Origin of the sequence: Formicincola oecophyllae (genome assembly GCF_006542395.2) — a bacterium.
Taxonomy (GTDB): Bacteria; Pseudomonadota; Alphaproteobacteria; order Acetobacterales; family Acetobacteraceae; genus Formicincola; species Formicincola oecophyllae.
Genome location: NZ_CP038231.1, coordinates 779516 through 792805 on the forward strand (window position 1 = coordinate 779516; position 13290 = coordinate 792805).

11 protein-coding genes are annotated in these 13290 nt (G+C 58.8%); 7 read left to right on the forward strand and 4 right to left on the reverse strand.

Going from position 1 to position 13290, the window contains the following annotated elements; genetic code table 11:
* The first annotated feature begins 7 nt into the window (after positions 1-7).
* Positions 8-499, forward strand: coding sequence for a hypothetical protein (locus E3E12_RS03495; protein WP_141443065.1), 492 nt, complete (start codon positions 8-10; stop codon positions 497-499).
* Between the two features lie 268 nt (positions 500-767).
* Positions 768-1835, forward strand: coding sequence for a recombinase RecA (gene recA / locus E3E12_RS03500; protein ID WP_286206909.1), 1068 nt, complete (start codon positions 768-770; stop codon positions 1833-1835).
* 144 nt (positions 1836-1979) lie between these two features.
* On the opposite strand, the gene E3E12_RS03505 is transcribed toward recA, so the two are convergent.
* Together E3E12_RS03505 and E3E12_RS03510 are read right to left on the reverse strand one after the other, a co-directional pair.
* The gene (locus E3E12_RS03505) at positions 1980-3080 is read right to left on the reverse strand and encodes a ferritin-like domain-containing protein (RefSeq protein ID WP_240810556.1); all 1101 of its coding nucleotides are present in this window, start codon (positions 3078-3080) and stop codon (positions 1980-1982) included.
* A 100-nt stretch (positions 3081-3180) separates the two neighbouring features.
* Positions 3181-3801: an ATP-dependent Clp protease proteolytic subunit gene (locus E3E12_RS03510; RefSeq protein ID WP_240810557.1), complete on the reverse strand. Its 621-nt coding sequence runs from the start codon at positions 3799-3801 to the stop codon at positions 3181-3183.
* Between the two features lie 251 nt (positions 3802-4052).
* Between E3E12_RS03510 and E3E12_RS03515 the strand changes: the two genes are divergently transcribed.
* Genes E3E12_RS03515 through recJ form a run of 3 tightly spaced genes read left to right on the forward strand, consistent with a single transcriptional unit; the run spans position 4053 to position 8461 of the window.
* On the forward strand, positions 4053-5150 hold the full coding sequence (locus E3E12_RS03515) for a hypothetical protein (protein ID WP_141443067.1): 1098 nt from the start codon (positions 4053-4055) through the stop codon (positions 5148-5150).
* Positions 5151-5210: 60 nt separating this feature from the next.
* Complete coding sequence (locus E3E12_RS03520; RefSeq protein ID WP_141443068.1) at positions 5211-6605, forward strand: homoserine dehydrogenase; 1395 nt, start codon at positions 5211-5213, stop codon at positions 6603-6605.
* Entirely contained in the window at positions 6602-8461 is a 1860-nt protein-coding gene (gene recJ / locus E3E12_RS03525) for a single-stranded-DNA-specific exonuclease RecJ (RefSeq protein WP_141443069.1), read from the forward strand. Before E3E12_RS03520 ends, recJ begins: the two co-directional genes overlap by 4 nt.
* Positions 8462-8543: 82 nt before the next feature.
* On the opposite strand, the gene E3E12_RS03530 is transcribed toward recJ, so the two are convergent.
* Positions 8544-8723, reverse strand: a complete 180-nt coding sequence (locus E3E12_RS03530; protein WP_141443070.1) for a DUF1737 domain-containing protein — start codon at positions 8721-8723, stop codon at positions 8544-8546.
* Positions 8724-8826: 103 nt separating this feature from the next.
* Positions 8827-9603: a hypothetical protein gene (locus E3E12_RS03535; RefSeq protein ID WP_141443071.1), complete on the reverse strand. Its 777-nt coding sequence runs from the start codon at positions 9601-9603 to the stop codon at positions 8827-8829.
* 506 nt (positions 9604-10109) lie between these two features.
* On the opposite strand from E3E12_RS03535, the gene E3E12_RS03540 reads away from it, so the two are divergent.
* The gene (locus E3E12_RS03540) at positions 10110-11816 is read left to right on the forward strand and encodes a capsular polysaccharide export protein, LipB/KpsS family (RefSeq protein ID WP_168194376.1); all 1707 of its coding nucleotides are present in this window, start codon (positions 10110-10112) and stop codon (positions 11814-11816) included.
* A gap of 182 nt (positions 11817-11998) precedes the next feature.
* Entirely contained in the window at positions 11999-13273 is a 1275-nt protein-coding gene (locus tag E3E12_RS03545; RefSeq protein ID WP_240810558.1) for a capsule biosynthesis protein, read from the forward strand.
* Positions 13274-13290: the final 17 nt, after the last annotated feature.

A 13290-nucleotide genomic window follows, 5' to 3' on the forward strand; every position in this document is an offset into this window, starting at 1 on the left:
GATTAACATGTCTTTGATTTGGGCTTGCCTGGTTTTTGTCTATGCAACCTTGGCGCTGCGGCTTGGACGCGTTCTCCTAACTTGGTGCCGTGAATCGGGCATCCGCCCCAGCAGCTTGATCGAAGGGGGACCTGCACGTGCACGCCAAGGCGCCTTCGTGTTTGCCGGCCTTGCGGCCTTCAGCTGTTTTGCAGCTTTCAGGGCCGTGTGGGACCTGTACCCCCACCACGTGGAACCCGGCATCCAGCCCCATGCTGCCCACTTGTTGCTGGCTGTGGGCTATGGGTTGCTGTGCGCGCAATTGCTGGCTGGTTTTGAGAAAACGCAACAGATGTTCCGCCTCCACCGTGGCGCCACAGCAGAGGAACGTTATGCTGCTGTTCTTGCCTTCAGGAACCACCTGAAAAAACACCCTGGCATAGCCCTGAACTACTACAGTTTTGTAGCTTTAGCGGTGGTGGTGTGCTATTTTACAGCTACTGGAATTGGCCTTTTCTAAGCCTTCCACACAGCATTGCCAGCATGTCCGGGAAGGCCTGCAAAATGCCCCTTCCCCCCAGGCAACATGGTGTGGCCAAGGCGCCCTGAAGGGCCCGCCACGACTTCTCCTCTGCTTTCATTGGCACCTTCCTGGGAAGTGGCCCTGAAACATCCACAACATCTTGAACAAGGCTGAGCGCCCCTTTTTTGGGAAGGCGCGCCCCCTCCAACCTGCCCCGCCAGGTGGCCATGACTACCCCAGGGGCCATGCACAAAGGATCCAACATTTGGCCATTGACAAAAACACTGACAAATCCCGTGCCCTTGAAGCTGCCTTAAGCCAAATCGACCGCGCTTTTGGTAAAGGCAGCGTGATGCGCCTGGGTGAACGTCCCAAGGAAACTACTGACGTTATCTCCACTGGGTCGCTGGGGCTGGACATTGCCTTGGGCATTGGCGGCCTGCCACGCGGACGCATTGTTGAAATCTACGGCCCTGAAAGTTCCGGCAAAACCACCCTTGCCCTGCATGTGCTCGCTGAAGCGCAGAAAAAGGGTGGCACGGTCGCTTTCATTGATGCCGAACACGCCCTTGACCCCATCTATGCCCGCAAGCTTGGGGTGGATGTGGACAGCCTCCTCATCAGCCAGCCAGATGGCGGTGAGCAAGCGCTTGAAATCGCCGACACCCTCGTACGGTCTGGCGCTGTGGATGTGCTGGTGGTTGATTCAGTGGCTGCCCTGGTGCCGCGTGCTGAGCTGGAAGGCGACATGGGCGACAGCCACGTAGGCCTGCACGCACGCTTGATGAGCCAAGCGCTGCGCAAGCTGACCGGCACTGTTTCACGTTCCAATACCATGGTGATCTTCCTTAACCAGATCCGCATGAAAATTGGCGTGATGTTCGGCAACCCTGAAACGACTACAGGCGGCAACGCCTTGAAGTTCTACGCCTCTGTGCGTTTGGACATACGCCGCATTGGGGCCATCAAGGACAAGGATGAGGTTGTGGGCAACCAAACCCGCATCAAGGTGGTCAAGAACAAGATGGCCCCTCCCTTCCGTCAGGTTGAATTTGACCTGATGTACGGCAAGGGCATCAGCAAGATGGGTGAGATCCTTGACCTTGGTGTCAAAGCAGGCGTTGTGGAAAAATCAGGTTCGTGGTTCTCCTATGACTCCACCCGGATTGGTCAGGGCCGTGAAAACGCCAAGAACTTCTTGGCAGAACATCCTGAAATCACCAATGTCATTGAAGCCAAGATCCGTGCTGACGCTGGCTTGGCTGATGCGCTGATGGTTGGTGAACGCGATGATGACGCCACTGCTGAAACCAATGAGGAACCTGAAGACTGACAAGGCGCGCTAAGTGCGCAGCCCTGACAGCCTGTAAGCGCGCAAGGTTCTCTGAATAAAAGGCCTGGCCCCTGTGAAAGGGACCAGGCCTTTGTTCAATTGCTCAACGGGACCTCAAAAGGCAGCCCCTTCAGGGGCGGCCCATCAATGCTGGGCCAAGCGGTGGTCGCGCTGTTCATCGGCCACTTCCCTTTTGGCCGGGCCACGCAGCTTGCGCCACATTTTCACCGCGCCCACAGCGACCTTGGCGCAGAACGGCGCAAGCTGGGGCCGCAGCAAACGGCGGTCATAGCCAGCGAAGCGGCGCTCATTCTCCATCAAGCAAAGTTCCATCAGGTAAACGAAGTCAATGGGCTTGTTAGTGACGGATTCAGCGCCCTTGACCGCGAAATTAAAGTCCTCTGTGTGCTCATTGCCGTCTTCATCAAAGGTCTTCATCAAGGTCAGGCGTTCATAGAACAGGTAACCCAGGACAGCGATGCAACGGGCCTCAAACTTGACGCGCTCCAGCAAGGGCAGGTGCTTGCGGTGGTATGCAATCCAGTTAGCGAACAGGATGATGTGGCGTGCCTCTTCCTGCATGACAGGCTCGAACGTTTCCACCAAAACTTCTGGGAAAAGCCCTGAATCAGCAGCCATTTTAAACAGGCCAAAGCCAAAGAAGCTGTCCCAGCACTCAGAGAAGCCCGTGACGAGGTAGGTCCATTCAGGGTCTTTGGGCATTTCGTAGGGGGGCTCAATCCCCAGCTTGATGCCATAATGGTCCACCAAGCGTGATAGGACCTCCTTGTGGCGGTTCTCCTCCCACGCATTGCGGGCAATGGCGTCACGCAATTCCTCATCAGCGAGCATTTCAGCGTAGGCAGCCATGCGCAGGCGCGCGCGCCCTTCTGTATGAACGGCAATGTCCCAGATGGGCAGCGAGGTCAGACGCTTGCGGGCCGCTTCATCAAGCGTTGGCCAGTCAATGACCGATGGCTTGTAAGGGTTGAAGGTCTCCCTGAACATGTCAGCCACAGCTTTTTTATGCTCGGGGGAACCGATCTCCAAATGGCCTTGGTGGGGGCTCGTCCAATGGCGCGCCTGGAAGTCCACTTCTTCAAGCGTGCGTGATGACGGCGCGTCAGGCAGGTGTGAATAGAGCCGTTCCAGGCGCGCCTTGCTGGCGGCCTCATCACGATGGTCATAACCGGGCTGGGGGGGGACGGTGCTGCCGTCACTGGTCTTCAGCTTCGCCGCGCTCATTCAGGCGCTCCTTCTCGTCTTCAGTCTGTGGAACTCAAACAAGGGGGCACGCGCCCTTGCCCTAGCCATGGCGGCAGGCAGCCCCATGGCCAACGCCAGGTCAGCCCAGGTCTGAAGCCCGCTCAATGATGCGGCTCACCAGGCCGTAGGCCTTCGCCTCATCAGCGGACATCCAGTAGTTACGGTCTGTGTCACGGGCCACCTTTTCATAAGGCTGACCCGTTTCACGCGCGAAAATCCGGTTGAGACGTTCGCGCATCTTGATGATCTCACGCGCTTCAATGTCGATGTCAGTCGCAGGGCCACGCACACCACCCATAGGCTGGTGCAGGAGGAAGCGCGTGTTGGGCAGGCAAACACGGCGGTCTGGATGGCCGGCAGCGAAAATCAACGCCCCTGCAGACGCCACCCAACCCGTGCCAATAACCGTCACAGGGCTGCGGGCATCCACAAAGCGGATCATGTCATGAATGGTGTCGCCACTCTCCACATGACCGCCAGGTGAATTGACGTACACTTCAATGGGCTTATCTGAAACGCTTGACAACGCCAGGAGGCGCCCTGTCACTTCACGTGCCATACGATCATTCACGCCACCGAAGACCAGCACTTTGCGCTGCTCAAAAAGACGTTTTTCCGTTTCTGGTGAAGGCAGGGCTGATGGGGCCTCGTCTTCACCCTTGGGGTCATCTTCCAGTCGGTGATTGCGGGTGATCGTCATGGCTGCCATCCTGCTCTTGAAAGGTGCCTGGGGGCAAGGCACAGAAAAAACACAAATATGTAATGAACGGTTCATATCACGAAGGGCGCCACCGGCGCATCTCCCCAAAGGGAAATGGTCCTGGCAAATTGCCATCCACACCCCACCATCGTTAAGATGGCTCTTCCCATGCGCTTTTGCAGGGGCCCCGCAGCGAGCAGGCGTTAGCCAGGCTTCGCACCCCCTTTCGCCAGAGATGGAGACAACCCACCATGTCACGCCCCCTCTGGCGTTTAGCCTGCCTGCCCACTGCCGCCTGGGCCTGCGTCCTGGCCGCAGGGCTGGCAGGGTGCCAAAACCGTGGCCCTGTCGAAACCATGGTGGACACCATCCATCAAATTGACGGCGGCCCCTTAGCGACATTGCGTCCGCCACCGCCAGGATTGGGCAAACCCTTCCCAGATATTGCGCGCACACCCACTTACGTGCCCCGCTTCCCATCGCCTGAAGCACGCGTAGCACTGACCCAAAAACTGATTGCTGAACGCAATTACGCCCATGAACTGGTGGCTGCATCAGGGCCATTGCCCACGCAGCCCAAAAAGCAGGACAACGCCCCCCCTGCTGACCAGAACGCCCATGAGGAAACGGTGGACAGCGAACCCACCATGACCAACGCCGCCACAGCGGCTGCCTTCAGTGCGCCTGAACGGGTCAATGGCAAAGCCATGCCGCCCTTGGCCCAACCAGTGCCGCCTGTGGTGCGTTACCAACCCTTGACCCTAGCTACAGCGCTGCCACGGGAAATACCGCAGATCGGCGCCCCGCCGCCCCTGCCCCAAAGCCTGCCTGAATTCACTGTCCCCGCCATCGTGACACCTGTGCGGCCTGATTTTGACACAGCCAATCCCCATGGCCTTCTGGTGCGTTTCATATCTGAAACGGACCAGCTCAACGGAGAGCAAGCCAAAACTTTCAGCGCCTTGGTGGGTACTTGGCAGGCGGATAACCCCATGGCGGACCCACGCACCCCAGCAGGCCAGCGCGGCGAACGCCAACGGGGGTGCCGCCTGGTCGTGACGGGCTATGGCGCCACCATGGAAGCTGACACCAGCCTGCGCCCTGAACAGCAAGAGCGTGAGATGACCCTTGGCCTTCTGCGCGCACGCCTGATCGGCAACAAATTGGTCGACATGGGCGTGCCGGCCAGTGAAGTGCTGTTGGCAGCCCAAGCCATTGGTGATGGCGCACGCGTGTGGTGCAACCCCGCCATGGGGGCGGAAATGCCCAGTCCAGCCCTCAAAGCGCGCCCAGAAGTGCCTGGCATGAAACAATTGCCTGAGCGCGCCAGCCCTCAAGCCCAGCCTTAAAGTGCGGTTAGGCATTCTGGGCTTGACCTTGGCTGTAGGGTGACGTTCTACAGTTAGTCCATGACCCAAGCCGATCACACCGCACCTGTTGAAGAAACCACGCCAGACCATTCCCCTTCCAGCGCCCTCCCCCCCCTGCGCCTGGGGGTGGCTGGATTAGGCACTGTGGGCGCGGGCCTCCTGGCCTTGTTGGAGCGCTGTGAAGGCAATCTGTCACGCCACTGTGGGCGCGATGTTGTCGTCCAGGCCGTCAGCGCCCGCTCGCGTGGGCGCGACCGTGGCGTCTCCCTTGAAGGCGTGACGTGGCATGATGACCCGGTGGCACTGGCACGCGACCCTGAAGTGGACATCGTTGTTGAACTCATCGGTGGCAGCGATGGGCCAGCGCGCGCCGTTGTTGAAAACGCCCTACGCCTTGGCAAGCCGGTTGTAACCGCCAACAAAGCCCTGATCGCGCGCCATGGCCATGAACTGGCCGCCCTTTCACAGCAATACCAAGCGCCTGTGCTTTATGAAGCAGCCGTGGGGGGTGCCCTGCCTGCTGTGCGCCTGGTGCGCGACACCTGTTCAGCTGATGAAGTCCTGTGCGTTGGGGGCATCCTCAACGGCACCTGCAATTACATCTTGACAGAAATGGCCAACACCGGCCGCAGCTTTGCTGATGTCCTTGATGAAGCCCAGGCCAAGGGCTATGCGGAGGCTGACCCCTCCACAGACATTGACGGCGTGGACACGGCCCACAAGCTGGCCATCCTGGCCGGTTTGGCTTTCCAACCCCTTGATTTCACCTCCATCCCTGTCACAGGGATCCGCCATGTCACCACTGAGGACCTGCGCTTTGCGGCCACATTGGGATACCGTGTGCGCTTGCTGGGTATGGCCCGGCGTGGTCTTGGGGCCTCCACGCCCCCTGAAGCATGGGTTCAGCCTTGCCTAGTGCCAGAGGATTCGGCCTTGGCAACTGTGAATGGCGTGTACAATGCAGTTACCGCTGAAGCACATTTCGCTGGCCCCCTGGTCATCACTGGGCAGGGCGCCGGCGCTGGGCCCACGGCTTCCGCTGTTGCCTCCGACATTGCAGCGCTAGCCCGCAACTGGCCTAGCCGTACCCATGCCTTCCCCCTTTGGGGTGTTCACAGCCAGCCAGCCAGTGGGCGAGACGTGCTTGGGGAGGGGAAGGCGGCAGGCGCTGAAAACGTCACCAGCCGTTTCTACATGCGGTGCGAGGTGGACGACCGCCCAGGCGTGATGGCGGATGTCGCCAGCATTCTGCGTGACCATGGGGTGTCCGTTCATCAGGTCATCCAGCATGAGGCGGCGTTGCCCAACCATGTTCACATGGCGCTGGTCACCCACCCAGCCAATGCCGAAGCCGTGGCGCAGGCTGCCCAACGCATGGCCATGCTGCCCTGCATCCATGAAACGCCCATGGTCATGAAGGTGGAACCATCATGACGGTTGACCAAACACCAGTGCTGGGCATCAACTGCAGCAGCACGGAACGACAGTGGCGCTGGCGCAGCCCCCTTCTGGCTGGCCCCGCTCTGGGCCTTGGGCACCCTGAGGCTCTGTCTGTCACCACCATGGCCGAACAGCATGACCTGTCCCTCATCACGGCGCGGCTTTTGGCTGAACGTGGGCTCAACAGCCAAACCATCAAGGCGCACCTTGCACCCCGCCTGAAGGACTCCATGCCCGACCCTTCCCTGTTGGCTGACATGAACAGGGCGGCTGAACGTCTGGCTGACGCCGTTATGGCTGGGGAGGTCATTGGGGTTTTTGGTGATTACGATGTGGACGGCGCCTGTGGTAGCGCCCTTCTGGTCAGCACGTTGCGTGCTTTGGGGGTTAAGGTCCACAGCCATATTCCAGACCGCATGAAGGAAGGTTACGGCCCCAATGAACCTGCCATCCGCGCCCTTGGCGCCCAAGGCGCTGGGCTTGTGCTGTGCGTGGACTGCGGCATTGCAGCCATGGATGTCCTTGACCCCATCAGCGGTGATGAGCACGCCCCTGACATCATCGTTCTTGATCACCACAAACCCGCCCTGGATGAAAAAGGCGTTCAAAAGCTTCCTCTAGCCATCACCGTCAACCCCAACCGGCAGGACTGCCCTTCTGGGCTTGGCCATGTGTGCGCCACCACGGTCGCTTTCCTGGCCATGGTGGCGCTTGTGCGGACGTTGCGCCAGCGCGGTTGGTTCAAGCTTGGCGAACGTGCTGAACCCAATCTCATTAACTTGTTGGATGTCGTAGCGCTGGCCACGATCTGCGATGTGATGCCCTTGCGCGGTTTCAACCGCGCCCTGGTCAAGCAGGGCATTGCGGTGCTGGGGCGTGGTGAACGGGTGGGGCTGCGCGCCCTCAGCACAGTGGCTGGCGTGCGTGAAAGCACCAGCGCCATGGCTTGCGGCTTTGCATTGGGGCCGCGCATCAACGCTGGCGGCCGCATAGGCAATGCTGGACTGGGTTTGAAGCTACTGCTTTCTGATGATGAGGGGGAGGCAAGCGCCATTGCCGCCGAACTCAACAGTGTGAACGTCAAACGCCGCCAGGTGGAGCAAGCCATCTTGGAAGAGGCCATGCGGCAAGGGGAAGAGCAGATGGCGGCAGGCCATGCCGCTCTGTTCGTTCATGGCCGTGATTGGCACCCCGGTGTGGTTGGCATCGTGGCAGGACGCTTGAAGGAACGTTTCAACCGCCCCACCCTGGTGGGTGGCCTTGTCGTAGGGGAAGGTGGGGAAGAGATCATCAAAGGGTCAGCGCGTTCTATCGATGGGCTCGACATTGGCGCTGCCATCCTCAAGGCCAGCGCCGCTGGGGCCATTCTTGGCGGTGGCGGCCATGCCATGGCCGCGGGCTTTGCCTTGGGCCCCGCACAGGTGGAAGGCTTCCACAAATTGCTTGATGAGGAGCTGGCCGCCGCCTGCCAACTTCCCGCCCGCCCACCCCTTTATGTGGATGGATGCCTCAGCCTGCATGGCGCCAACAGAAACCTGGCCCTGGAACTGGAAGCCCTGGCCCCTTTTGGTCCCGGCAACCCTCAACCCGTTCTGGTACTGGAGAATGTGCGCTGCCGCTATGTGAAGCGCATTGGCAAAGACAGCAACACGTTGATGCTGACCTTTGAGGATGAAAGCGGCACGGCAACACTGAAAGCCTTGGCGTTCAGGGCAGGTGACAAGGCCTTCACCCCCTTGCTGGAAGACAGTTCGCGCCCCTTGCTGCATGTCGCTGGCACCCTCCAGCGGGACGATTGGCAAGAACGCAAAAGCGTTGCCTTTTTCATTGAAGATGTGGCACGCGCTTAAAAAAACCGCCCCAACACAAAGCCAGGGCGGTTTCCGCATTGTTCTGCATGATGCAGCGCCTGGTCAGCACATCACCTGCAGGTCACGCTGACTTTTTCACAAGGGCTTGAGTGAAGCGAACAGGCAGCTCACCGCGCTCGTTGACAGCCCCCAATGGTTCGAGCTGGGCACCACCATCAAGCTCATAACCAACATTCAGAAGTGGCGTGACCTGGCTTTCAAGTTCTTGAAGGGACAATGCCACAATATAACGGTAATCCATGTTCTTTGATCCTGTCAGTGGTCAGTACCCCAGGGCCAACTGGCTTTTAGTACCCTTGGGCCCTGGGGAAGCTGCGTCAACGCAATTGCGGCAACGCTGAAATTCAGTGCTTGCCTTTGCCGTGATGGGCAGAAGCCCCCTTGCCCGGCGCCTTGGAAGCAGCCTTGCCAGCAGCTTGCTGGGCAGCCTGGGCACGCGCCTGGGCCTGGGCAGCCTGCATTTGCAGCACAAAGCCAGGCAGACCACCATAAGTGACATTGTTGACCATCGCAGCAGAAAGGTCAGCGCGGCCATCGTGAAAACGCGGCACCACGCGATCAACCTGGATCAGGAGAGTGTGCTGGGTTCCAGCGGGACCTGTGACCACCGTAGCTGAGGCATGACCTTTAGCATCCGGCACCAAGCATGTTTGAACCTGCGAACCGCTGGTCATGGTGGGGACCTGATGAACGGTCTTGCCCGTACCGACATCAGCCAGGCTCAGAAGGTCGCCATTGATGACCGCGGTCACATTGCCTGCAGGGCAATCGCCGTTCTTGCCCGTGCCGATGTGAAACAAGGCCGATTCAGTAACGTTGAGCTGACCTGGGGTCAGGCTGACCTCCTCACCTTTTGGGGTTGGGCGCAGGGCAGCTTCCTTGACATAAAGCTTCTGGCGGTTGGCACGGATGAAACCAGCCCCAGTGGCATCTGGAATGACGGCCACTTCTGTTGGCAAGAACATGGGAACGGCATTCTTGGTCTGGTCAGTGATGGTGGCCGAATAGCTGGCAGGCCCCGCAACGGGTGCGCTGTCTGCAGCCTGGGCGTGCACTGTTGCCAGCGCCGCAAACAATCCAACAGCGCCCAGCGCCAGGATAGCAGTGTTGTTCTTGGCCATGCTTGGCTCCTTCCTGTACAGAATTAGTCCACTTGCAGCTGCTGGCAGCTTGGACAAAGGCTGCCCCGTGCTTGTTTGATCCCAAAGGTGCGTGTTCGAACGCCTCTAGCCCTCATGAAACAGCACTGCACCATAATGGCTTTTTCCGTTAAAGCATAAAGTAAACGAACAGCATAGAATAAACGGTTAATTATTCCTTAAGACATAATTTTTACCAGCCATTCCGGCTTGCAGGGCATGATCATGACATGAAACACCCCATGCACACCCCAGGAGAGCATACAGAGGGCTTTGGCATGACGTCACAGCAGCCCCCCTTGGCAAACAAGCCAGACCAGGCGTCATTCTGGACATCCGACAGGCCTTACCTTTGCCCACCACCTTTTAGGGCCTCCCAGCCAAAAGGCTGGTTCAGGCAAACTGCCTCTCAACCTGCACCCATTCTAAGAACTATGGTGACCCCCCTGCAGCCTTTAAGCCATTGGCAAGGGCAAGCGGACCAAGCATTGACCACACATGTCCTGGCGTGCTTACGGGAAACCGCTGTGGGCGGGGCATTCTGGCTTGCGCCACGCAAGCCCATGTTCCTGGAAAGCCAGTCTTCACCCCCCTTCCCTCAAACGAATGCGAAAACGGCATGGTTTCTACTTGACCCTGCTTGTCCCCGTGAGACCCTGCTTTCCTGCAAAGCGGAGCTGCTATCCACAGAACCAGATGGTCCCTCCCCCAATGACGGTGGCCTTGGTTACAAATGGCGGGCTGTCGCGGCCACGCCCAGGCTTTTTGAAGGCGCCTGCCTACCTGCCGCGTTGGCTGTGCAGAACTTGGATTCACCCAATCAGCGTGACCAAGCCGTGGCGGCTCTCGTGGCGGGGGTGCCTGTATGGTGGCTTGATGGCACTTCAGAGCAATTCAAGCCTTTGAAAGCGGCCAATGTGGTCGATTGGTTGCACCATGGCCACCTTTATCGCTCCCCTTGGAATGGCCAGCCATGCTCACTGGATGATCACCTTCAGCAATTGGCTGAATGGGCCAGCTTGTTGCGGGGCAATCAAGATTTGTCTGTCGTGGCTGGCATCGCTTGGTGGAAACGCCAACGCATCAAGGCCTTCTTCCCCCAGGCCCCCATGATTGGCAAAAAGGCCAAAGCTGCTTTTCAACCTGGTGTCTCCCTGCTCCCTGTGCCGGTTTTGGGGCCTGGGAAAACAAATTGGCGCAAGGCGCTGCGCCTGTTGGAGCGTTCCCGCACGCCTTCCACGCCCCCTAAAGCTTGGTGGGCTGGTTGGGCAAGCCGCATCAACATTCAATGCCCTGAAAACTGTCCAACCCCAGCCCGTGTTGAGGATGGCTTCATCCGCTCACAAGGACTGGGAAGCGGCTTTGCGCCACCTTGTTCCATCATTGTGGACCGTCAAGGCATTTACTTCGACCCTTCAGGCCCCAGCGATTTAGAAGAAATGCTTGAGAACGCCCCCCTCCCGCCACAACTTCTTAAGCGGGCAGCCTTGTTGCGCCAGCGCCTCGTTGCTGAAGGCATTTCCAAATACGGTCGGACAATCGCTCAGAATGGGCTGGCGCGGCTAGGCGCAAAGCCTGCCAACAATCCCCCAAAACCCATCATCTTGGTGCCAGGCCAGGTTGGTGACGACCTTTCAGTCCTCAAGGGTGGGGGCAAAATCAAAAGCAACGCAGCTTTGCTGGAAGCGGTCAGAGCTGCCAATCCCAACAGCCGCATCATCTACCGCCCTCACCCCGATGTAACGGCAGGCCACAGGCAAGGTCATGTGCCTGCCGCTGTACTAGCACGGTGCGTTGACGAAATCTCCTCACATTCATCCATCCTGGAAGCCATCAACCATGCTGACGAAGTTCACGTGCTGACGTCATTGGCAGGTTTTGAAGCCCTTTTGCGCCACAAGAAGGTCGTGACGTATGGACAGCCCTTCTACAGCGGCTGGGGTTTGACGGACGACCTGGCCCCGCCCATCAGCCGCCGCAACAGGCGCCTTACCTTGGATGGCCTCGTGGCAGCCACACTTATCCTGTACCCACGCTACATTGACCCAGCCACAAATTTGCCTTGTCCCCCTGAAACATTGCTTGACCGTTTCAAGGAAGGGTTAGGGAAACCTGGATGGGTGGAGCATGTGCGCCATTGGCAAGGCAAAGCCACCATGTTCCTGCGCAAACTGCTCAAGGGGACGTCAATGTAAGTCAGGCGTGAATTGATTTCACAATTTCACCGCACCCCATCCTGCCTTCCCCAGCCATTTGCCCCTGACGTGGCGTTCATGAAAGCAGTTTTTTCACCCTTGGCCCACCAGCCTGCTAGAACAGGGCCTGACGGCACAAGTGGCCCTTACATTACTGCGAGTGATCCATGCCCCAGGAACCTTTGACATTCAATGCACACCAAGCCCCGCCACGGCGTTTCTTGTTGTTGCAGGGGTTGCAGGGGCCGTTCTTCCAAAGCTTGGGCAGCGCCCTCCGCAAAGCGGGACATTGTGTTTGGAAGGTTAATTTCAATGGGGGGGACTGGCTGTTCTGGCGCCTGGGGGGCAACATAGAATATCGCGGTAATGAAAAACGCTGGCGCTTCCATTGCCGTCAAATCATTAAGCGCCATCATATCACAGACGTGGTGCTTTTTGGCGATTGCCGCCCCCTGCATCGCATTGCGGTCAAGCTGTGCAAGCAGATGGGGGTGCGTGTCCATGTGTTTGAGGAAGGTTACATCCGTCCAGATTGGGTGACACTCGAGAACCACGGCGTCAATGCCAATTCCTCCTTGCCCCGCGACCCGGCGTGGTATCTCCAGGAAGCAGCCAAACTGCCACCGCGGCGTGCCCATCACAGGGTTCCATCCTCCTTCCTGCGCCGCGCCTTGGAAGGGGTCGCCTACAACACGGCCGACCTTGTCACACGCCCCCTTTATCCAGGCTGGAAGGATTACAGGCCCTGGCATCCCCTACAGGAGGGTGTGGGATGGCTCAGGCGTCTCTCACGGCGCAAGAAAGTGCAACAGCAAAGCGAAAAGGTTTTCGACCACCTGAGTGCTGGCATGCCTTACATGCTCTTCCCCCTGCAATTGGATGCCGATGCCCAAATTAGGCTCCATTCAGGCTTCACGGGCATGACACCCGCCATTGAACAGGTCATTCGTTCCTTTGCCTCCTACGCTCCCACCCACATGCATTTGGTCATCAAGGAGCACCCTCTTGATAACGGCTTGCGCAACTGGGAAAACATCATTCAAGACGTGGCGCGCCAGCATCATGTTGAAGGGCGCGTCCATTTCATGGGCATTGGCGACATCGAACGCTTGGTCACAGGCGCTGAAGGCGTCGTGACGGTCAACAGCACCGTGGGCACATTGGCATTGCATAGGGGGATCCCCGTCCATGCCATGGGACGTGCAGTCTACGCCATCAAGGATATCACCCACCAAGGGGCGTTGGACGGGTTCTGGCGCAACCCACCCAAGCCAGATCCCCAGACCTGGGCGGCTTTCAAGCGGGTGCTGATTCAACGCGCCTTGATCTCAGGGGGGTTCTTCTCAGATGAAGGCCTCCAGAAGCTTTGCCGCAGTGCCATAGCGCGCATGACGGCCCCTGAACAGATGGATGAGCCGGAACTGCTTCTGCCCCAGCCCACTGACGCGACTGACTGATGGCTTTCTCCTCACTC